This is a genomic window from Aureimonas sp. OT7, assembly GCF_014844055.1.
Classification (GTDB): domain Bacteria; phylum Pseudomonadota; class Alphaproteobacteria; order Rhizobiales; family Rhizobiaceae; genus Aureimonas; species Aureimonas altamirensis_A.
In genome coordinates this window covers 3,245,053-3,265,424 of record NZ_CP062167.1, presented here as the reverse complement: position 1 = coordinate 3,265,424, position 20,372 = coordinate 3,245,053, and the positions used below count along the sequence as shown (strand labels likewise).

The 20,372-nt window shown below is 65.6% G+C and carries 14 protein-coding genes; 6 read left to right on the top strand and 8 right to left on the bottom strand.

Annotated elements, in window-relative coordinates:
• Nucleotides 1-34 precede the first annotated feature (34 nt).
• A complete protein-coding gene (locus tag IGS74_RS15665; RefSeq protein ID WP_192387320.1) occupies nt 35-916 on the bottom strand; it encodes a uracil-DNA glycosylase in 882 nt (293 codons plus the stop codon).
• A gap of 108 nt (nt 917-1,024) precedes the next feature.
• Between IGS74_RS15665 and IGS74_RS15660 the strand changes: the two genes are divergently transcribed.
• Nucleotides 1,025-2,695 (top strand): electron transfer flavoprotein-ubiquinone oxidoreductase, encoded by a 1,671-nt coding sequence (locus tag IGS74_RS15660; protein ID WP_192387319.1) that lies wholly within the window; start codon nt 1,025-1,027, stop codon nt 2,693-2,695.
• 6 nt (nt 2,696-2,701) lie between these two features.
• Here IGS74_RS15660 and IGS74_RS15655 read toward each other — a convergent pair whose 3' ends face one another.
• The 6 genes from IGS74_RS15655 to ligD all read right to left on the bottom strand — a co-directional run bounded on the left by IGS74_RS15655 (nt 2,702) and on the right by ligD (nt 9,183).
• Nucleotides 2,702-4,204: an AMP nucleosidase gene (locus tag IGS74_RS15655; RefSeq protein ID WP_192387318.1), complete on the bottom strand. Its 1,503-nt coding sequence runs from the start codon at nt 4,202-4,204 to the stop codon at nt 2,702-2,704.
• A 43-nt stretch (nt 4,205-4,247) separates the two neighbouring features.
• Nucleotides 4,248-4,412 carry a hypothetical protein gene (locus tag IGS74_RS15650; protein WP_156122319.1) on the bottom strand — a complete coding sequence of 55 codons (165 nt, stop codon included), beginning with the start codon at nt 4,410-4,412 and terminating at the stop codon, nt 4,248-4,250.
• A gap of 134 nt (nt 4,413-4,546) precedes the next feature.
• A complete protein-coding gene (locus IGS74_RS15645; RefSeq protein ID WP_039193014.1) occupies nt 4,547-4,864 on the bottom strand; it encodes a DUF2147 domain-containing protein in 318 nt (105 codons plus the stop codon).
• A 73-nt stretch (nt 4,865-4,937) separates the two neighbouring features.
• Nucleotides 4,938-6,050, bottom strand: a complete 1,113-nt coding sequence (locus IGS74_RS15640) for a pyridoxal phosphate-dependent aminotransferase (RefSeq protein WP_192387317.1) — start codon at nt 6,048-6,050, stop codon at nt 4,938-4,940.
• 3 nt (nt 6,051-6,053) lie between these two features.
• The gene (locus IGS74_RS15635; protein ID WP_192387316.1) at nt 6,054-6,587 is read right to left on the bottom strand and encodes a gamma carbonic anhydrase family protein; all 534 of its coding nucleotides are present in this window, start codon (nt 6,585-6,587) and stop codon (nt 6,054-6,056) included.
• Between the two features lie 52 nt (nt 6,588-6,639).
• Entirely contained in the window at nt 6,640-9,183 is a 2,544-nt protein-coding gene (gene ligD, locus IGS74_RS15630) for a DNA ligase D (RefSeq protein WP_246722591.1), read from the bottom strand.
• A gap of 38 nt (nt 9,184-9,221) precedes the next feature.
• Between ligD and IGS74_RS15625 the strand changes: the two genes are divergently transcribed.
• The 4 genes from IGS74_RS15625 to IGS74_RS15610 all read left to right on the top strand — a co-directional run bounded on the left by IGS74_RS15625 (nt 9,222) and on the right by IGS74_RS15610 (nt 16,122).
• Nucleotides 9,222-10,346: a DNA repair exonuclease gene (locus tag IGS74_RS15625; protein WP_246722590.1), complete on the top strand. Its 1,125-nt coding sequence runs from the start codon at nt 9,222-9,224 to the stop codon at nt 10,344-10,346.
• Complete coding sequence (locus IGS74_RS15620; RefSeq protein ID WP_192387314.1) at nt 10,343-12,964, top strand: ATP-binding protein; 2,622 nt, start codon at nt 10,343-10,345, stop codon at nt 12,962-12,964. The genes IGS74_RS15625 and IGS74_RS15620 overlap by 4 nt, the downstream gene beginning before the upstream one ends.
• A 357-nt stretch (nt 12,965-13,321) precedes the next feature.
• Complete coding sequence (locus IGS74_RS15615) at nt 13,322-14,500, top strand: porin (RefSeq protein WP_192387313.1); 1,179 nt, start codon at nt 13,322-13,324, stop codon at nt 14,498-14,500.
• A gap of 380 nt (nt 14,501-14,880) precedes the next feature.
• Nucleotides 14,881-16,122: a porin gene (locus IGS74_RS15610; RefSeq protein ID WP_192387311.1), complete on the top strand. Its 1,242-nt coding sequence runs from the start codon at nt 14,881-14,883 to the stop codon at nt 16,120-16,122.
• Between the two features lie 881 nt (nt 16,123-17,003).
• Here the strand turns inward: IGS74_RS15610 and IGS74_RS15605 are convergent.
• Complete coding sequence (locus IGS74_RS15605) at nt 17,004-19,187, bottom strand: lytic transglycosylase domain-containing protein (protein WP_192387309.1); 2,184 nt, start codon at nt 19,185-19,187, stop codon at nt 17,004-17,006.
• Nucleotides 19,188-19,453: 266 nt separating this feature from the next.
• Here IGS74_RS15605 and dapA point away from each other — a divergent pair, with 266 nt between their 5' ends.
• Complete coding sequence (dapA, locus tag IGS74_RS15600) at nt 19,454-20,335, top strand: 4-hydroxy-tetrahydrodipicolinate synthase (protein ID WP_192387307.1); 882 nt, start codon at nt 19,454-19,456, stop codon at nt 20,333-20,335.
• Nucleotides 20,336-20,372 lie beyond the last annotated feature (37 nt).

Sequence of the window (20,372 nt, the reverse complement as noted above, 5' to 3'; positions counted from 1 at the left end):
CCTTTCCGACATTTCGCGATGGGACGCACGATCGTCAGTCGCGGTGCAGCCTGTCCTTGACGGCCAGCAGGTCCCGCCAGGCCAATCGCTTCTGCGCCGGCTGCCGCAAAAGGTAGGCCGGGTGCAGCAGGGCCGTCGCCTGGATCGGCGCCGGAAGGCCCGGCAGCGCAAGTTCGTTCCAGCGGCCACGCAGCTTCATGATGCCGTCATTGCTGGACAGGATCGCCTTGGCCGAGGGAGAGCCGAGGCAGACGACGACCTTGGGCGCGACAAGCTCGATCTGCCGCAGGACGAAGGGCAGGCACATCTCGGTTTCGACCGGCGTCGGCGACCGGTTGCCCGGTGGCCGCCATGCGATGATGTTGGTCACGCGGACGTCCGTCCGCTCCAGGCCGATCGCTGCGAGCATGCGGTTGAGCAACTGCCCGGAACGGCCGACGAAAGGCTCGCCGGCGATATCCTCCTCGCGGCCCGGAGCCTCCCCGATCAGCATCAGCGATGCGTTCTCGGCGCCATTGCCGAACACCAGGGATTTGGCCGTTGCCTTGAGCGCGCATCCCTCGAAGGCCGCATAGGCAGCCTGTAGATCCGCCAGCGACGCGGCGTGTCGCGCTTTCTCGCGCGCATCGTCGGCGGCCACCGCACCGGGAACCGGAGCGGTCCACGCGGGAAGGGCTGCCGGCGGCGTCGTTCGTACCTGCGCCTCGCCGGCGACGGGCCCCGCCTGGGGCGCGGCGGGCCGCGCCTGCGGCGGCTTCGGCGTTGCCTTGCGGGCGGCGCTTTCCGCCGCCGTTTCCTCGAAGCGGTTGCGCGCGGATTCGCCGACGAATCCGTCGATGCCCGCCATATCGAACCAGCGCAGCAGCGCGGCCAGGGCGGCTGAGGGAATCGGCGTTGCGGGCTCGAAGATCGTCATGATCGCATCATATTGAGCCTCGAACGGCTCTCCAACCGGAAAAAGGCGGTTGCAAAGCCATGTGGAAACATTCCAAACCACTTCCGAGTGAAGGGTTGGGAGACTTGCATGACCGTTGGAGCCAACGACGCCGAACTGCCCGAGCGGGAAAGCATGGAGTTCGACGTCGTCGTCGTGGGCGCGGGCCCGGCTGGATTGTCGGCCGCGATCCGCCTGAAGCAGTTGTCCCCGGACCTGTCCGTCGTCGTCCTGGAAAAGGGCGCGGAAGTGGGCGCGCACATACTGTCCGGTTGCGTCCTCGATCCATCCTCGCTCGACCGCCTGCTGCCGGATTGGCGGCAGGAAGAGACGCCGATCCGGCAGAAGGTCACGGACGACCGGTTCTATCTGTACGGTCCCCAGGGCGCCGTGCGCCTGCCGGGCTTTGCCATGCCTCCCCTCATGCACAATCACGGCAATTTCGTCGTTTCGCTCGGCCTCGTCTGCAAATGGCTCGCCGGCAAGGCGGAGGAGCTCGGCGTCGAAATCTATCCCGGCTTCGCCGTCTCCGAACTGATCGTCGACGACGCCGGTGCCGTCATCGGCGTCGCCACGGGCGACATGGGCATCGAGCGCGACGGCAGCCCTGGCCCCAACTACCAGCGCGGCATGGCCCTGATGGGCCGTTATGTGCTGATCGGCGAGGGCGTCCGGGGATCGCTGGCGAAGGAACTCATCGAGCGTTTCTCGCTCGGCAAGGACAGCGAGCCGCAGAAATTCGGCCTCGGCATCAAGGAATTGTGGGAGATCAAGCCGGAAAAGCACAAGCCCGGCCTTATCCAGCACTCCTTCGGCTGGCCGCTGAAGAGCGATACGGGCGGCGGTTCCTTCATCTATCACCTTGCCGAGAACCAGGTCTATGTCGGCTTCGTCACCCACCTCAACTACAAGAACCCGTATCTTTCGCCCTTCGGGGAATTCCAGCGGTTCAAGACCCATCCTGACGTGGCCGAACTGCTGGACGGTGGCAAGCGCCTCTCCTATGGCGCCCGGGCCATCAGCGAGGGCGGTTTCCAGTCGGTGCCGAAACTCGTCTTCCCGGGCGGCGCGCTGCTCGGCTGCTCGGCCGGCTTCGTCAACGTGCCGCGCATCAAGGGCGTTCACAACGCCATCGCTTCCGGAATGCTGGCGGCGGAGGCCGCTTCCGAAGCCTTGGCCGCCGGCCGCTCGCGGGACGAGTTATCCGCCTATGAAGATGGCTGGCGGCAATCGACCATCGGACGCGATCTTTCCCCCGTGCGCAACGTCAAGCCGCTCTGGTCGCGGTTCGGCACCTATATCGGCGTCGCCCTGGGCGCGCTCGACATGTGGACCAATTCGCTGTTCCGCCTCTCGTTGTTCGGCACGCTCGGCCACGGCAAGACGGACGCGCAATCGACGGAGCCCGCGTCGCGCCACAAGCCGATCGACTATCCCAAGCCCGATGGCGTGCTGACCTTCGACAAGACGTCCTCGGTGTTCCTGTCGAACACCAATCACGAGGAAGACCAGCCGATCCACCTGCGGGTCCGGGACATGGCGCTGCAGAAGACGTCCGAACACGATGTCTATGCCGGCCTGTCGGAGCGATATTGCCCGGCGGCCGTGTACGAATGGATCGGCGAGGGAGAGTATCTGCGCTACCAGATCAACGCGCAGAACTGCGTCCACTGCAAGACGTGCGATATCAAGGATCCCAATGGCAACATCCGATGGACCGTGCCGCAGGGCGGCGAAGGCCCGGTCTACCAGGAGATGTAGGCGGGCCTACTGAAAGGCCGTCTCGAAGAAGGAGCGCAGCTTGCGCGAATGCAGCTTCTCGTGCGGCATTTCGGCAAGGCTTTGCATGGCGCGGATGCCGATCTCCAGATGCTGGGCCACCTGGCGCTTGTAGAAGGCGGTCGCCATTCCCGGCAATTTCAGTTCACCGTGCAGGGGCTTGTCCGAGACGCACAGCAAGGTGCCGTAGGGCACGCGGAACCGGTAGCCGTTGGCCGCGATGGTGGCCGATTCCATATCGAGTGCGATCGCGCGCGATTTCGACAGCCGTTCGACCGGCTCCGTCTGGTCGCGGAGTTCCCAGTTGCGGTTGTCGATCGTGGCGACCGTTCCCGTCCGCATGATGCGCTTGAGGTCGTAGCCCTCCAGTCCCGTCACGTCGGCCACTGCCTTTTCCAGCGCCACCTGCACCTCCGCCAGCGGCGGCACCGGCACCCATACGGGCAGGTCGGCATCCAGCACATGGTCCTCGCGGACATAGGCATGGGCCAGCACATAGTCGCCCAGCGCCTGCGTGTTGCGCAGCCCCGCGCAATGGCCCAGCATCAGCCAGGCATGCGGCCGCAGCACCGCCACATGGTCGGTGATCGTCTTGGCGTTGGACGGGCCGACGCCGATATTGACCATGGTGATGCCGCTGCCGTCGGCGCGGGTCAGATGGTAGGCCGGCATCTGCGGCAGGCGGGCCGGGGAGACGCCGCTTCCCGCACTCGTCTCGCCGGCCGGCGTCACGACATTGCCGGGTTCCACGAAGGATTCGTAGCCGTGGCCGCCTTCGGCCATGAAGCGTCTGGCCATGGCTGCGAATTCGTCGATATAGAACTGGTAATTGGTGAACATCACGAAGTTCTGGAAATGGCGCGGGCTGGTTGCCGTGTAGTGCGACAGCCGTGCGAGCGAATAGTCGACGCGTTGCGCGGTAAACGGTGCCAGGGGCCATGCCTCGCCCGGCGCCGGCTCGAAATTGCCGTTCACGATCCGGTCGTCGGTGGCCGCAAGGTCCGGAACGTCGAAGATGTCGCGCAACGGCATGCCCAGCCGCTCGGCCTGGCTGCCATCGACATAGGTGCCTTCCGGAAATGCGAAGTGCAGGGGTATCGGCGTGTCCGAATGGCCGATCCGCAGCGGCTGGCCGTGATTGTGGATCAGCTGCTCGATCTGCTTGTGCAGATAGTCTCCGAACAGGTCGGGCCGGGTGATCGTCGTAGCATAGTGGCCCGGGCCGGAGACAAAGCCGAAGGACAACCGCGAATCGATCCTGGTATGCCCCGTCGTCGTCAGGGCGATCTCTGGGTAGAAGGCCCTGTAGCGGCGGTCGGCCGAGCCGTACTTCAGCACGGTGTCGAAGCTTTGCAGCAGAAAGTCGACGGCGGCATCGTAGAGCCGCGTCAGCGCAGCGACGGCATCGTCGGCATTGTGGAACAGGCGGCCCTGCTCCACGGGGGGCGTCTCGACGGGGAGGGGTTCGGCAAGGAGAAAACGGTCGCTCATGCGCAAGCCTTTACCTGCGCCGGCCGTTCCTGAAAAGCGGCCGTTAGCGAACCTCTGTCTGCGGCGAGCAGACCATGCCCTGGTCGTAGCAGCCTGAAAACGGCGCGAAGGCGAGCCGTTTTGCCTGGTTGTTGCTGTGTACGAGCGTCGAGAACCCGAAAGCAAAGATGGCCAGAAGAAGGGTCAGGACGGCCAGACGAAGCACCATGGCTGTTTCCTTTCTGCGTTGGCGTTACCTTAGGGTTTCAAGCTTAACCGGAGATGGCTCCTCTGTTGACCCTGGATGGCAAACGGGGTTAGCGCGCCGTTAACGTCCACAGGTTGTTGCCGTTGTTGTCCGTTTCAGCGCGTCCAGTGCTGCGACCGGCAGAAAACCTTTGCGACGCAACCCTTCAGTTCCAGCGCATTGCCGGCGATCGTGGCGCTGCCCTCATAGGTTTTGTTGCTGCGCGGATCGGTGACCGTGCCGGTGTAGGCATTGCCTTTGCCGCTCATTCGGCCGATCTCGCGGCCCTTGAACTCGCCCGTCTGGATGCGTGCGCAAAAGGCCCCGCCGCAGTCCTGGAACGCCACGGTGGTTCCGTTTTCCGTCTTCCAGTTGCCGACGATCGGCTCGGCCGCCAACGCACCCCCGCCTGCCGACGCAAGGCACAGGGCCATCGTCCAGATACGGAGTTTGCGACCGGTCGCAACCGAGGAAACAATGTTCATTGCGCTCTCCCAATCCGGGCCTTCAGGCCGCTTTTTCCCGGGCATCGGCGAGAGCGCCCGCAAGGGCGGTCTCGAACAGCGCCAGCTCTTCCTCCGTGCCCACCGTCACGCGGATCATCCGATCCAGCGGGGCGACACCCGGCATACGGATGAAGATGCCGCGTTCCAGCACACCCTGCAATATCAGCCGCGCGAAATTGCCGTCGCGTCCGCAGTCGATGGCAACGAAGTTGGTGGCGGAGGGAAGCGGCGTCAGCCCATTGCGCCGCGCGATATCCGACAGGGTCTGGCGTGCCGCGACGATCCTGCCGACGGTGCTTTGCAGGTATGCCTGGTCCGCCAATGCGGCCACCGCCCCGGCCTGCGCCATGCGCGACACGCCGAAATGGTTTCGCACCTTGTCGAATTCGGCGATCAGCGTCGCCGGGCCGAGCACGTATCCGACCCGTACGCCGGCCATTCCATAGGCCTTTGAGAACGTGCGGAAGCGCAACACATTGTCCCGGAAGGGCAAGAGCGCGGGCAGCGCGTCGGCGGGGGCAAGGTCGCTATAGGCTTCGTCGAGGACGAGCAGCGTTCCGGCCGGAACGCCGTCCATCAGCCGCTCGACCGTTTGCGCATTCCACCACGAGCCTGTCGGATTGTCGGGGTTGGCGAAGTAGAGCAGCTTGGGCCGCACCGCGCGCGCGCGCTCCAGCAACGCCGCCGGATCTTCGCGGTCGTCCGCATAGGGAACGAAGTCGAGCTGACCGCCATGCCCCGCAACGTGGTAGTTGAAGGTCGGGTAAGCCCCAAGCGAGGTCACCACCCGGTCGCCCGGCGCGATCGTCAGTTGCACCGTCAGGCCAAGCAGGCCGTCGACGCCTTCACCCACGGCCACATTGCCGATCTCCACGCCGTGATGCGCGGCGATGGCGGCCTTGATCTCGTACTGCTCCGGGTCGCCATAGGCCCAGCTTTCGGCCGCCGCCCGCCCCATCGCCTCGATGACGGCCGGAGACGGGCCGAACGTGCTTTCGTTTGCGCCGATCCGGGCCTTGAAGCGCAGGCCAAGCCGCCGCTCCAGTGCTTCCGGCCCGACGAAAGGTACCGTTGCGGGCAGTCCGCGCGCGATGTCGGTAAGAAAATCCTGCATCGATCAACCCTCGGCCGGCTGCAGATCGCGGGAAAAGCGCCGCCAGTTCTGGACATATTTCTGAGCGGACATGCGCAACGCTTCTTCAGCGGCGGCGTCCAAGGTGCGGATCACCTTCGCCGGAGAACCGACGATGAGGCTGTTGTCCGGAAACTCTTTCTTCTCGGTCACCAGCGCGCCGGCCCCGACGATGCAGTTGTTGCCGATGCGCGCCCCGTTCAGGATGGTGGCACCCATGCCGATCAGGCAATTGTCGCCGATGGTGCAGCCGTGCACGACGGCACCGTGACCGATGGTGCAGCCCGTGCCGATCGTCAACGCAAACCCGGGATCGGTATGAAGAACGCAGTTTTCCTGCACATTGCTGCCGGCGCCGACCTCGATCCACTCATTATCGCCACGCAGGACGCTGCCGAACCATATTCCGACATCGTCGCCTATGCGCACCCGCCCGATGACATGCGCGCCCGGCGCAATCCAGAACGCGCCCGCCGGCGGCAACTCGGGCGACTGGCCGCCCAAGGCATAGATCGTCATGCTCGAAGCCTCCCCATCATGGGCGGGAAGGTGCGTCACGACGCGCGATGAATCAAGACAATGTCCGCACCATGCGACGCGTAATCGACTGGCGCACGAGAGCGTAATCGGCCCATGGGTCGGCCTGTTCGATACGCCGGGCCATATCCCCGAGGTGGAACGCCGCTGCGGATGTCAGCGCGCCGAGTTCGTCCCAGCTTACGGGCGTGGCAACCGGGGCATCCTTGCGGGCGCGCGTGGAATAGGGGGCGATGGCGGTCGAACCGCGCTCGTTGCGCAGCCAGTCGATGAAGATGCGTCCCTTACGGCGCGCCTTGGACATCGTCGCCACGAAGCGGTCCGGCTCCTCGCGAACCGCGGCTTCGGCAAAACCCCGCGCGAAATCCTTCAGCGTCTGCCAGTCCTGCCGCCGCACCAGCGGAAGAACGAGGTGGATGCCCTTGCCGCCCGTCACCATCGGAAAGCTCGTCAACCCGCCATCGGCCAGTCTGTCGCGCAGATCCAGCGCCGCCTGACGGACATCGGAAAAGCCCAGGGACTCATCGGGGTCGAGGTCGAAGACAAGCCGGTCCGGCTTGTCCACATCGTCATTATGCGCGCCCCAGATGTGAAATTCCATCGTGCCCATCTGTACGGCGGCCAGCACGCTGCCCAGCCCATCCAGAGACAGGTAGACGGCCTGTGCGCCATCCTTCTCGCGGATATCGACATGTCCCATCTGCGGTGGAAATCCGCCCGTGTCGTGCTTCTGGAAAAAGCAGGCCTTCTGGCCGCCTTGCGGGCAGCGCACCAGTGACAGCGGCCGTCTGGCCGCATGGACCAGCATGCGCTCGGCCACCAGGACGTAGTATTCGGCCAGATCGCGCTTGGTGATGCCCTGTCCCTCGAAGACGATCCGCTCCGGCGATGTCAGCCGGACCCCGGCCACGTCGCCGGGCTTGCCCTCGGCCTTGCTGCGCCCCCTGGCGCGCGGCTTCACCTCGTCCATCGGCTTTTCCTCCACCACCCGCGCGGCCGGCTTGTCGTCGCGCAATCCCTTGTAGACACCATGGCGGATATGGCCCTCGCGGGTGAGCTCGGCGAAATCGATCTCCGCCACCAGCGCGGGGTCCAGGTAATGCGCGCCGCGACGTATGTCGGCCGGCACGGCTTCGAACGGGCTGTCCTTGCGCGCCAGGGATGCGAAGCGCTCCGCGAGATCGTCGAGGGCCTTGCCGTCGAAGCCGGAGCCGACGCGGCCGCGATAGACGAACCTTTTTCCCTCATGCACGCCCACAAGGATGGACGAGAATGGGCGGCCGGGCTTGTCCGAGGTGGAATAGCCGCCGATGACGAATTCCTGCCGGCGGCCGCATTTCGATTTCAGCCACGCTTTGGACCTGCCAGCGGTATAAGGCGCGTCGGCGCGCTTCGAGACGACACCCTCCAGGCCCTTGCTGCACAATTCGGCGAGTACATCCGCCCCATGGCCCAGGATATGCGGGCTGTAGTGAAGGGCAGATCCGTGCGTGCCCGCCATCAGGGTTTCCAAAGCGGCCTTGCGCTCTGTCAGCGGCTTGCCGGTCAGGTCCATTCCGTCGTGCTCGAGGAGGTCGAAGCAGAAGCACGACAGCGCCCCGCCATCGGTCAACGCTTCCTGCAGGGCCGAGAAGTCCGTTCGTCCCGCGCCATCGAAGGCAACGACCTCCCCGTCGATAAGGAAGCTTTTCGCCGGCAGCGCCTCGACATGCCGTAGCAGCGCGCCGAACTTGTCGGTCCAGTCCTTGCCGTTGCGCGTATAAAGCCGGACCTTGTCTCCGCCCCGCGCGATCAGGATCCGGTAGCCGTCGTATTTCACCTCATGCAGCCATGCGTCGCTCGTCGGCGGCTTACTGGAGAGCGTCGCCAGCTGGACAGGACGAAATCCCGGCAACGCAGCCGGCTTCTCCTTGCGGGCGGGAGGCTTCCTGGCAGAGGATTTGCCGGCAGAGGATGTGCCGGCGGCGGCGCCCGATGCGATCTGGTGCAGGGTACGGCCCGTCTTCGCACTTCGGTCGAGGCGCAGGATATCGCGGCTGGTGCTGGCGACATCGTCCTTTTCCTTGATCAGCAGCCAGTTGTCGCGCTTTTCGCCCGGCCGCCGCTTCATGCGGACGAGGGCCCACAGGCCCGTCATCTTCGTCCCGTGAAGCTGCATCTTTATATGGCCGTCGGCAAAACCCCTGGCGGCGTCACCGACCGGCTCCCAGGTGCCGGTATCCCACAGCATCACCGTTCCGCCGCCATACTGGCCCTTGGGTATGGTGCCTTCGAAAGACCCGTAGTCCATCGGATGGTCTTCCGTCTGGACCGCCAGACGCTTGTCCGCAGGGTCGAGGCTGGGTCCGCGCGTCACCGCCCAGCTTTTCAGGACGCCGTCCCATTCCACCCGGAAATCGTAATGCAGCCGCGTGGCGTCATGCTTCTGAACCACAAAGAGAAGGCCATCCGCCGAGGCGGAGCCGCCGGTCGGCTCGCTGGTGCGCTCGAAGTCGCGCTTCTTGCGATAGGGGGAAAGCAGCGAGTCGTTCATCGCCTCAAATCCGATCGGCCGGTTGAACTGCAGAGGTCCGGACATTACCCCTCATGATGTCCCGCAACCCCAAAAGGTTCCGCATGATTCGGTTTCTGCACACCGCAGACTGGCAGATCGGCAAGCCCTTCGGCGGCTTCGAGCCGGACGTCCGGGCCGAACTGCGGGCAGAGCGGTTTGCCGTGGTGGCGCGCATCGCGGCTCTGGCCCGCGACGAAGGCTGCGCCGCCATACTGGTGGCCGGTGACGCTTTCGACGACAACACGATCGGCGACAAAGACATCGTCCGCACGCTCGACGCCATGGCCGGCTTTCCCGGCCCATGGGTCATGCTGCCGGGCAACCACGATGCCGCCTTGCCGGTGTCCGTATGGACGCGGATACGGGCCGGTGGCGCGGTGCCGGTGGATCTGCGGATTGCCGATACACCGGATGTCACCATGCTGGCCGATGGCCGTCTGGCGGTTCTGGCCGCGCCCCTGACCCGGCGGCACGAGGGACAGGATGTGACGGGCTGGTTCGACCAGGCCGAGACGCCGGCCGGCGCGGCGCGCGTCGGGCTGGCCCATGGCGCGGTGGCCAACCGGCTCCCGGAGGCTGCGGAAAGCGGCAACCCGATTTCCGACAGGCGGGCGGAGGCGGCCCAACTCGACTATCTGGCCCTCGGCGACTGGCACGGCTTCCTGGAAGTCGCGCCGCGCACCGTCTATAGCGGCGCGCCGGAAGCCGATCGCTTCGGCTCCAATGCGCCGGGCCATGCCGCTTTGGTGGAGATCGCCATGCCGGGCGAGGGGGCCAGGGTTCGCCGCCTCGATACCGGCCGGCTGCACTGGGCCTCGCTAGAGGTCTCCGTGGACAACGCGACAGAAGCCTTGGACGAGGCCATGGCCCGCCTGGCCGATCCGCTGCGCAGTCTCGTATCGCTGAAGCTGGCCGGCACGGTTTCCCTGCATGGACGCATGGCGATGCAGGACAGGCTGTCTTATTGGCGCTCGCGGCTCTTTGCCTTGCGCACCGACGATGCCGGCCTTTACGATCGGCCGGAAGCCGCCGATTTCGAACGGATGGAGATAACCGGTTTCGTGCGCGCCGCCATGGAGCGCCTGCGTGCCCGCGCCGAGGATGCGGCCGACCCGCAGCGTGAGGCTGCGGCGCTGGCGTTGCGCCTGGCCTATGTGGAACACCGCCGGCAGCAGGCCGGCGCATGACCATGCAGATCAGGTCGATACGCATCGAAAGCTTCGCCTCCATCCGCCAGATGGAGATTGCCGGCCTGGAGGCCGGCCTCAATATCGTCGTCGGGGACAACGAGGCCGGCAAATCCACGGTGCTCACGGCCTTGCGCGCGGCCTTCTTCCACCGCCACAGGGCGCAGACGGACGCGGTCCGCGAATTCATGCCCTATGACGGCATCGGACGGCCGGAAGTCGCGGTGGAGTTTCGCCTCGACTCGGTGGACTACACTTTGACGAAATCGTTTCTGGCGCGGCCCCAGGCACAGCTTGCCTGGCCGGGCGGCCGGCTGGAGGGTGACGCCGTCGAGGATCGGCTGGCCGAACTCATCGGTTTTTCCCACCCGCAGCGCGGGGCTCCAAAACTGGCCGAGCATCAGGGCGCTTTCGGTCTTCTCTGGATTCAGCAGGGGCGGGCGCCGGAGGGCGTCGATGTCGGTGCCGCCCGGAACATGCTGGCGGCATCGCTCGAAGGTGAGATGGGGCATTTCATCGGCGGCGGTCAGGGCGAGGCCATGCTGGCCGCGGCCCGCGCCCTGCAGGACAGGTTCTTCACGGCAACGCTTCGGGTCCGTACGGATTCGCCGCTGCGGCAGGCCGAGGACGAACTGGCCGCCCTGCGCCGCTCGCTTGCTGAGCTGGAGGAGCTGAAGCGGCGCTATGAGGCGAAGCTCGAACGGCTGGGGGACCGCAGGCGGCTTCTGGCCCGCTATGAGCTGGAAGACGTCGTCGGCAAGGCCGACAAGGACCTCGCCGTGGCGCAGAACACCGCACGGCGTGTGGCCGGGCTGCAGGAGGCGCACAGGCTGGCGGAGCGTGCCGTGGATCAGGCGCGACAAAACCTGTTGCGGGCCGTGGAACTGGTCGAGCGCCGGCTGGCGCTTCGAGCCGAGCGCGACGCGGCGATCGAAGCCGTGCAGGCGGCGGCACAGGAGCAGCAGGACTGTCGAGGCAAGCTATCCCTTGCCAAAGAGCAGGTCGAGGCCGCGGACGCAGCCGTAGCGGAAGCTCGCCGCGCCGAAGAGGCGGCGGAAGAGGCCGAACGTCACCGCAGCCGCGATGCGGAGGTGCAGCGGCTGGCTGCGGCACTGGCCGACCTGCGGGGCCGGCGGGAGGCCGTGCTGCGCGCCATGGCGATCCAGGCCGGCAGCGAGCCGTCCGGCGATGGCGAGCCGATGGACAAGGCTGCCCTGGACCGGATCGAGGCGGCGTTCCTCGCATTGCGGGAGGCCGAGATTCGCCTTTCGGCGGCGTCGGCACATATCCGCTTCGAGCCGGCCGGGCCGGCGAGCATCCTCGATGCATCCGGCCATGCGGTTGCCCTCGGTGCGGACCTGCCCGTGTCCGGCACGGCGCATTTCGACATCGAGGGATTTGGCGCCATCGTCGTCAAGGCCGGTGGTGAGACGGAAGAATTCGTCCGCCGCGTGGACGAGGCGCGGCGCAATTGGCTTCGGCTCGCCGGGCGCCATGGTGTCGAAACCCTCGACGAGGCCCGCGCATCATACGACCGCTCGCAGGAGCAAGCCGCGCAACGACGACAGGCGGCGGCGGAGATTGCGCGCCTTGCGCCCGCCGGGCTTGCGGCACTGGAGCTGGAGATCGCATCGCTGGAGAAGCGACACGGCCAAGTTGGCGGAGAGATGGCGTCCGATCGGCCTGCGCCGCCGCTTTCGAGAGAGCAGGCCGCGGCTGCGCGTCGCAGCGCCGAGGATGCATCGGCCCGCGCCCGTGGCTTCCTTGCGGCCTTGTCCGAGCAGGCGGTGCGGGCGGACGTCCGGCACGAACATGCCGTCGCACGGGCAGCCCAGGCGCATGCCGGCCTCGAAAGTGCCACCGATGCCGAGCCGCTGGAAAAGCTGCAGGACGACGTCGCCGCCGCCGAGCGGGAGGTGATCGCCACGGAGGCCGCCCTTGCGGCCCGGGCGCGGGACGCTGCAACGTCCGACCCGGAAGTCGCACGGCTGGAACTGGACCGCGCAGGACGGGCACGAGAGCAACTGGTTCGTACGCTGCGCGATCTTTCGCAGGAAGTGCATGGGCTGGAAGGCGAGCTTCGGGTCGAAGGGGCGTCGGCGCTGGAAGAGCGCATTTCACGGCTGGAAGGCGAGATCGAACATGCGGAGCGCCGCGTGGCGCGCCTGTCGGTGGAAGCGGAAGCCTCCCGTCTTCTCTACTCCACATTGGAGGAATGCCGCAGCGAGGCGCGTGAACGGTGGCTCGGCCCGTTGAAGGAAAAAGTCGCGCCCTATCTGCGTCTCGTTCAGCCGGGTGGCATCGTCGAATTCGACGATGCCACGATGGACGTCCGCAGCATCGTGCGCAACGGCATCGAGGAACCGTTCCACCGGCTCTCCCATGGCGCGCGGGAGCAGGTCGCGGTGGTTACCCGGCTCGCCATCGCCGAAATCCTGCGCGAGGCCGGCCATCCGGCCTTCGTCATTCTCGACGACGCCCTCGTCAACACGGACGAAAAGCGTCTGGCGCGCATGCACCTGGCGCTGGGGCGCGCCGCGGCCTCCATGCAGGTGATCGTGCTGACCTGCCGGGAGCGGGACTTCATCGGACTCGGCGCTTCGCTGCATCGCATCTGAGAGCGGGTGCGCCCGGCAAGGGCACAATCGTCGGTGGAATAAATCGATAACAATAAACCGTCAGTTTAGCCTGCGGCTGGCCGACGCTTCGCTGCTGACCAAACCTTGCGTTTCAATTTAATTGTTTAGCAACACCTGGAGACACCACAGGTGGCTGTTTCGTGCTTGCTGCGCAACAAGCGAACGATGCTGTTCCGATACGCTGTCCAAGTGCGTTGTTGGAATGATCTGCAGGTAATAGTTTGCAGGATGAAAGACGGCGGGATGACCCTGCCACTTTCAGGGGGATGGGGCAGGGAAGGCTGTCCTTCAGAACAAGGCCCAACCCAACCTGTAAACTTGACTGGAGGTCAGGAAATGAACATCAAGAGCCTACTTCTCGGCTCCGCCGCGGCCCTGGTCGCGGTATCCGGTGCCGCCCATGCGGCCGACGCCATCGTCAACGCCGAGCCCGAGCCGGCTGAATATGTCCGCGTCTGCGACGTCTACGGCAAGGGGTTCTTCTACATCCCGGGCACCGAGACCTGCTTGAAGGTCGGCGGCTATGTCCGCTACCAGTATGATTTCAACCAGAACGCCACGATCGAGACGGGCGGCGTCGAGACGGGCGGCGGCTATGAGGGCCTGTCCAAGGTTCGTGCCCGCCTGAACTTCGACGTCCGCGAAGAGACCGAGCTCGGCACGCTGCGCGGTTACGTCCGCCTCCAGGCCCAGAACGCGAATGGTTCCGACGGCGCCACCTACCAGATGAAGTTCGGCTACCTGCAGCTCGGCGGTCTGACTGCCGGCCTGTACGACTCGCTGTGGACGTCGGATATCGGCGGAGCCGAAGACGGCCTTCTCACCGATTCGGACCTGGCGGTCGGCGATCGTACGGCGAACCTGGTTTCCTACACCTATGCGATGGACGGCCTGACCGGCACGCTGAGCCTGGAAAACCCGGTCTTCTCGAAGGAAGATCGTGACGCCGACACCGACGAAAGCTTCGACGTCGTCGCCAAGATCGCCTACAGCGCAGGCTGGGGCGGTGCATACGTCGCCGGCGTCTACGACTCCGACGCCGATGTCTATTATGCTCCGGGCCTGGCTCCGTCGGACTCCGAGGAAGGCTATGCCGTCAAGCTCGGCGCCTGGGTCGACGACCTGCTGCTGGCCGACTCGGTATTCAAGGTCGAGGGTCACTACGCTCCGGAAAAGACGGACTTCGCCACGCTCGACACTGATCACCTCTCGCGTGAAGGCATTCCGCTGCAGTGGACGGCCGGTGCTGGCTACAGCGTACAGTTCGGCAAGCTCGGCGTTGCAGTCGCAGGTCGCTACGGCGAGACGTTCGACAGCGTCGTCATCCCGGATGGCAAGGCGCTCGGCGTCCTCGACCTGGTTGGTAACGTCGGCTACGACATCACCAAGAACCTGAACCTCCTGACCGAGGTGACTTACCAGAACATCGAGCAGCCCGCCCAGGGCACGCCGGCTTCTGCCAAGATCACCGAAGACAGGCTCGGCGGCTTCGTCCGTCTGCAGCGCAACTTCTAAGTCGGGCGGGGCCTCCGGGCCCCGTACCTTCTGCAATCATCGAAAGGCCTCCGGATCGCTCCGGGGGCCTTTTTGCTTGCTTGCCTTATCCAGTCTTGCGCCGAATTTGGACGTTTCGAATTCATCCCGCCCGCAAACTGCCCGAATTATTAACAGGCGGTAAACGCAATCGTGGCGAAATGGCAACAGAGGTGTGACCAACCGGCGTCAGCAGGGACAACTAGAGGTTTTACAGATTGCGTCCCAACCAGTGGTAGCTATGTTGGGATTCGAAAGCGGCGGGGGGACGAACCTGCCTCTTTCAAGGGGAAGGGGCAGGGAAGGCTGTCCTTCGTATCAAGGCCCTCCCTATACCTGTGAACTTGACTGGAGGTCAGGAAATGAACATCAAGAGCCTTCTTCTCGGCTCCGCTGCGGCTCTCGTCGCAGTATCCGGCGCGCGCGCTGCCGACGCCATTGTCATGGTCGAGCCCGAGCCGGTCGAATACGTCCGCGTTTGCGACGTTTACGGCACGGGCTTCTACTACATCCCGGGAACGGAAACCTGCATCAAGACCAGCGGTTACTTGCGTTTCCAGTACAACGTCGCGGGTAGCCCGGCTGGCAACTCCGAGGGTGACGACTACCAGGCTCTGTCCTCGGTTCGTGCCCGTCTGAACCTCGACGTTCGCGAAGAGACCGAACTCGGCACCCTGCGCGCCTACTTCCGTCTGCAGGCTCAGAACAACGGTGCAAACCCGGAAGACGAGTTCGCGATGGAGCAGGGCTACCTGCAGCTCGGCGGCTTCCTCGCTGGTTACCGCGACACGCTGTGGTCCTCGGACATCGGCGGCATCGAAGACGGTCTGCCGACCGACGACGATCTCCCGATCGGCGACTTCAACACCAACCAGATCTCCTACACCTTCGCGACGGGCGGCTTCGCTGCCACGCTGGGCCTGGAAGACGACGGCACGGGTGACATCGCTCCGGACGTCCACGGCAAGCTCTCCTACACGGGTGCCTGGGGTGGCGTGTTCCTCTCCGCCGTATACGACGAGACCTTCAACGCTGAAGACGTCAACGACCTGTTCGGCATCGACGACCTCGACCTGCCGGCCTTCTTCCCGTTCATTCCCGAGCGCGATGTCGACGGCAGCAACGACGCCTTCGCCATCAAGGCCGGCCTGACGCTGCAGGATCTCCTGGTTGCCGACTCGACCCTCAAGGTCGACGGTCACTGGGCTTCCGACCCGACGAGCTACGCCGTCATCAGCGGCTTCACCTCGGCCGGCGGCATCCTGCCGAGCAACGCGACGCTTGAGAACCCGACCCCGGGTGCCTTCCCGCTCGTCCTCGAATGGTCGGTCGGCGCTGGTTACTCGCAGAAGTTCAACCGCGTAACGGCCGGCGTTTCGGGCCGCTACGGCCAGACCTTCGACTACGCCTTCGTTGCTCCGGAAGTTCCGGGCGGCTACGTGTTCTCGTCGGCTGACTACTGGGCCGTCGTCGGCGACATCGGTTACGACCTGACCGCCAACATGAACGTCCTGGCCGAAGTGAAGTACCAGAACATCGACTTCGGTGGCGTTGCCTCCGACGACCAGACCTCTGGCTTCCTCCGCTTCCAGCGCAACTTCTAATCGAGTTCACTCGATCCGAAGTGAAGGGGTCCGGCCTTGCCGGGCCCCTTTTTGCGTCCGGCAGCCGGTGACCGTCAGCCCCTGGCAGGGCAACCGCCATACAAAAGGCCCCCAGCCAACGGCGGAAGGGGCTTTTCGTCTTCCCGTGTCGGGGCGGAGAACGGGGGCCGGCGTCCGTTGGCGAGGCCGTGTCGGGCGGCGGAAGGGCCACTGCCGTACAAAAAGCCCTTCGGCCAAGTGGTAGAAGGGGCTTTGGGTCGTCTCGGTTCAGGGCGGGGAACGAGCGCCGGCGTCGGTCGGTGAGGCCGCGTCGGGCGGCGGAAGGCGACCGCTATACAAAAAGCCCCTTCGGCCAAGCGGTGGAAGGGGCTTTGGGTCTTCTCGGGTCCAGTACCGGGAACTAAGCCCCAGCGTCCGTCGGTGAGGCCGCGTCGGGCGGCGGAAGGGCTACCGCCATACAAAAAGCCCCTTCGGCCAAGCGGTGGAACGGGCTTTTGGTCGTCTCGGTTCAGGGCGGGGAACGAGCGCCGGCGTCGGTCGGTGAGGTCGCGTCGGGCGGCGGAAGGCGACCGCTATACAAAAAGCCCCTTCGGCCAAGCGGTGGAAGGGGCTTTGGGTCGTCTCGGGTCCAGTACCGGGAACTAAGCCCCGGCGTCCGTCGGTGAGGTCGCGCCTGGCGGCGGAAGGCGACCGCCATACAAAAAGCCCCTTCGGCCAAGCGGTGGAAGGGGCTTTGGGTCGTCTCGGTTCAGGGCGGGGAACGGGAGCCGGCGTCCGTCGGTGAGGCCGCGTCGGGCGGCGGAAGGGCGACCGCCATACAAAAAGCCCCTCCCGCCAAGCGGTGGAAGGGGCTTTGGGTCTTCTCGGTTCAGGGCGGGGAACTAGCCCCGGCGTCCGTTGGTCAGGTCGCTTTCGATGGAGAAGCCGGCGCCGAGCCTGATCTTGTAGACCTGATAATTCTCCATCACGCGCTGCACGTAGTTGCGGGTTTCAGTGAAGGGAATCATTTCCACCCAGTCCACCACTTCGTCGATGGGCTGGCCGCGCGGATCGCCGAAGCGCTGGATCCACTCGCGTGCCCGCCGTGGCCCCGCATTGTACGCGGCAAATGTCAGGACGTAGGAGCCATTGAAGGCATCGATCTGCTGGCCAAGATACTGCGAGCCCAACTGGGCATTGTAGGACACGTCGCTCAAAAGCCGCGCTTCGGAATAGGACATCCCGTTCTGCTGTGCCAGCGAACGGGCCGTGGCCGGCATGAGCTGCAGCAGCCCCAGCGCGCCGGCCGGCGAGCGGGCACCGGGGTTGAAGGCGCTTTCCTGACGGGCGATGGCGTAGGCGAGCGCCTTTCCAGCGGCCGAGATGCGCGCGCTGTCGGGAATCACACCCACGGGGAAGGCCAGCGCCGGAGCATCGATGCCGCGAGAATAGGCCCGCTTGCCGACATCGAGCGACATCGAGTGATCGCCGCGTCTTTCGGCAAGCGATGCGAGCATTGCAAGCTCGCCCGGACTGTCCAGCTCGTCCGCCAGAGAACGGTACAATTGCGCCGCGCGCCAGTCTGAGCCGATCTCGTGCATGCGGACGAGGGCGCGCACCGCATCGCGGTTCTGGAAGCGCTGGCGGTCGGCGTTGCTTGGCCTCGGATAGGCGATGTCGCCCGGCGAGCGGCCAAGCTTGGCCGCCGCGAGCTGGCCGTAATAGGTGGCGCCGAAGCGGGCCGCCTGGGCATAGTAATTGCGGGCGTTGCCGGGGCCGCCCGCTTCGGCGGCGCGGCCGAGCCAGTAATAGGCGCGGGACTGGGTGAGGGGGCGGCTCGAAACCTCGGCCACCCGGGCGAAATGGCGACTGGCGGTTGCCGGGTCGCCGAGAGCCCGCAATGCGTACCACCCGGCATGGAAGTCCGCCTCGACGCGTGCGACGACGCCCTGCGCGGAGTGGCGCGCCGCCAACTGATAGGCTTCCTTTCGGGCGCCTTGCTCCAGCAACATGCGGGAAATGATTCGCTGCTCGTTCCACCAGCTGTCCGGATCGACAAGCTGCACCGGATCGCGCGGCGCGTTCATCATGATGCGCGCCGCCTCGCGCACCTTGTTCTGCTTGCGCAGGTTCTCGGCGAGGGTGAACATGTAGCTGGGGTCGGAGTGCTGGTTTTGCGGCACTGCCGCCAGCAGGCGGTCCGCATTCGCCTCGCCCCGGATGGACGCCGCGCGCGCGCGGAACAGGGTTTCCGAGTTTGCAAGCCCGGCCACGCGTTGCGCGTCATTGACCCGGTTGGCATAGAGCAGCATGTCCATGCGGTGCTTGTGGTCTGCCTTGGTCAGCAGCGTCCCGAACGTACCGAGAATCTTTTGCTCGGTGCCGCGATCCAGCGTCTCGGTGCGCCACAGGGTCTGGATCAGTTGTTTCGCGCGCCCGGCCTGCCCGGTCTCGATATTCGCCCGTGCAAGGGCCATCGTTCCTTCGGGTGTCTGCGGCGTGCTGCTGCCGAAGGCGGCCAGTATATCGCGGGCGGGTCGGTTCTCACGGTAGAGCGCCCGTTCCGAATTCTGCCGCAGGGTCTCCATGCCCGGCCAGCCAGACAATTCCTGCATCGCGGCGGCGATATCGGCTGCCGGCACGTCACCGCCGCCCTTCAGCGCGATCGCCCATGTCATGATCTTGTGGTCGAGCGAGTTCGGCGCCATCCCCGCACGGATGGCGCGGGCGCGCGCCATGTTGTTGTGCGTCGCATCCAGCCCCTCCTTGAGGCTGCCGCTGGCCGGGCGCACGGATGCGCTTCGCGATGTCGCCGCAATGGACGAGGTGAAGGCGGCGGCGGCCTGCGCGGAAGCAGCCGGCGCTTTCGGCGCCGTTCCCGGAAAGCTTGGCGCCGGCCGTGGCGCCGGGGTGCCGAAACGGCTCGCATCCACCGGCGCAGAAGGCACCGGCGCTGACGGCGCCGAGCGCAGCGTCGGCATCGGCACGCCGGAGGGCATGGCCGACTGGGCCGCCGCCCCGGTGGCCAGCAGGCCGGCAAGCGCGGTTTGAAGGGCTAGCTGGCGGACACGGGAATGCGCGCTCATCGGAACCTTTCGGGTCGGCTACGGGGCTTGTCGCCGCGCAGACTGATAATGGTTAAGCGCCTGAAAACTCTCATGACAAGGTGAAAAGAGAGTAAAGCTTGGCATCACGATGGCATCACGCCCCAATCACGCCGGGCGTGACGCTTGTTTAGCCAGTTGCCCTTTACTATGGTGCGCCCAATCGCAACGCATAGGGCTTGGGACCGCCGGTTTCCGCCCTGCGCCGGCGCCCGCTGCCGGGCGAGCCGGCAGAGGAAATGACAGTCATGTTCAAGGGGTCAATGACGGCGCTCGTAACGCCGTTCAACGAAGATGGAAGCCTCGACGAGGCGGGCTTTCGCACGCTCGTCGAATGGCAGATCGCCGAGGGTAGCCACGGGCTGGTGCCTGTCGGCACGACCGGCGAAAGCCCCACGCTGACCCATGCCGAACACAAGCGCGTCGTGGAAATCTGTGTCGAGGTGGCCGCCGGCCGGGTGCCGGTGATGGCCGGCGCGGGCTCCAACAATACGGTCGAGGCAGTCGATCTCGCGCGCTTCGCGCAAGGAGCCGGGGCCGATGGCGTGCTCGTCGTGACGCCCTATTACAACAAGCCAAACCAACGCGGGCTCTATGCCCATTATGCCGCGATCGCCCGGGCCGTCGACCTGCCCATCGTCATCTACAACATTCCGCCGCGCTCCGTCATCGACATGAGCGTCGAGACGATGGCGCGCCTGGCCAAGGATTTTTCCAACATCGTCGGCGTCAAGGACGCAACGGCGAAGATCGATCGCGTCTCCGAGCAGCGGCACGCGATGGGCCCGGACTTCATCCAGCTCTCGGGCGAGGATGCAACGGCGCTCGGCTTCAACGCCCATGGCGGCCATGGCTGTATCTCGGTCACGGCCAATGTCGCGCCACGGCTCTGCGCCGAGTTCCAGAACGCATGCCTGGCGGGAGATTTCGCCGCGGCTCTGACCTACCAGGACAAGCTGATGCCGCTGCACAAGGCGATGTTCATCGAGCCGAATCCCGGTGGCCCGAAATATGCGCTGGAGCGTCTTGGCAAGATCCGCAACCATCTGCGTTCGCCGCTGCTGCCGATCGAGCGGCAGACGGAAGAGGCCATCGACGCGGCCCTGCGCCATGCCGGGCTGATCAACTGATTTGACCCGCCCGGGCCGGAACCCCATTTAGATACCA

Excerpts from the sequence above, each read along its gene's own strand:
- IGS74_RS15665 (WP_192387320.1), bottom strand. The coding sequence starts at position 916 with ATGACGATCTTCGAGCCCGCAACGCCGATTCCCTCAGCCGCCCTGGCC.
- IGS74_RS15660 (WP_192387319.1), top strand. The coding sequence starts at position 1,025 with ATGACCGTTGGAGCCAACGACGCCGAACTGCCCGAGCGGGAAAGCATG.
- IGS74_RS15655 (WP_192387318.1), bottom strand. The coding sequence starts at position 4,204 with ATGAGCGACCGTTTTCTCCTTGCCGAACCCCTCCCCGTCGAGACGCCC.
- IGS74_RS15650 (WP_156122319.1), bottom strand. The coding sequence starts at position 4,412 with ATGGTGCTTCGTCTGGCCGTCCTGACCCTTCTTCTGGCCATCTTTGCT.
- IGS74_RS15645 (WP_039193014.1), bottom strand. The coding sequence starts at position 4,864 with ATGGCCCTGTGCCTTGCGTCGGCAGGCGGGGGTGCGTTGGCGGCCGAG.
- IGS74_RS15640 (WP_192387317.1), bottom strand. The coding sequence starts at position 6,050 with ATGCAGGATTTTCTTACCGACATCGCGCGCGGACTGCCCGCAACGGTA.
- IGS74_RS15635 (WP_192387316.1), bottom strand. The coding sequence starts at position 6,587 with ATGACGATCTATGCCTTGGGCGGCCAGTCGCCCGAGTTGCCGCCGGCG.
- ligD (WP_246722591.1), bottom strand. The coding sequence starts at position 9,183 with ATGTCCGGACCTCTGCAGTTCAACCGGCCGATCGGATTTGAGGCGATG.
- IGS74_RS15625 (WP_246722590.1), top strand. The coding sequence starts at position 9,222 with ATGATTCGGTTTCTGCACACCGCAGACTGGCAGATCGGCAAGCCCTTC.
- IGS74_RS15620 (WP_192387314.1), top strand. The coding sequence starts at position 10,343 with ATGACCATGCAGATCAGGTCGATACGCATCGAAAGCTTCGCCTCCATC.
- IGS74_RS15615 (WP_192387313.1), top strand. The coding sequence starts at position 13,322 with ATGAACATCAAGAGCCTACTTCTCGGCTCCGCCGCGGCCCTGGTCGCG.
- IGS74_RS15610 (WP_192387311.1), top strand. The coding sequence starts at position 14,881 with ATGAACATCAAGAGCCTTCTTCTCGGCTCCGCTGCGGCTCTCGTCGCA.
- IGS74_RS15605 (WP_192387309.1), bottom strand. The coding sequence starts at position 19,187 with ATGAGCGCGCATTCCCGTGTCCGCCAGCTAGCCCTTCAAACCGCGCTT.
- dapA (WP_192387307.1), top strand. The coding sequence starts at position 19,454 with ATGTTCAAGGGGTCAATGACGGCGCTCGTAACGCCGTTCAACGAAGAT.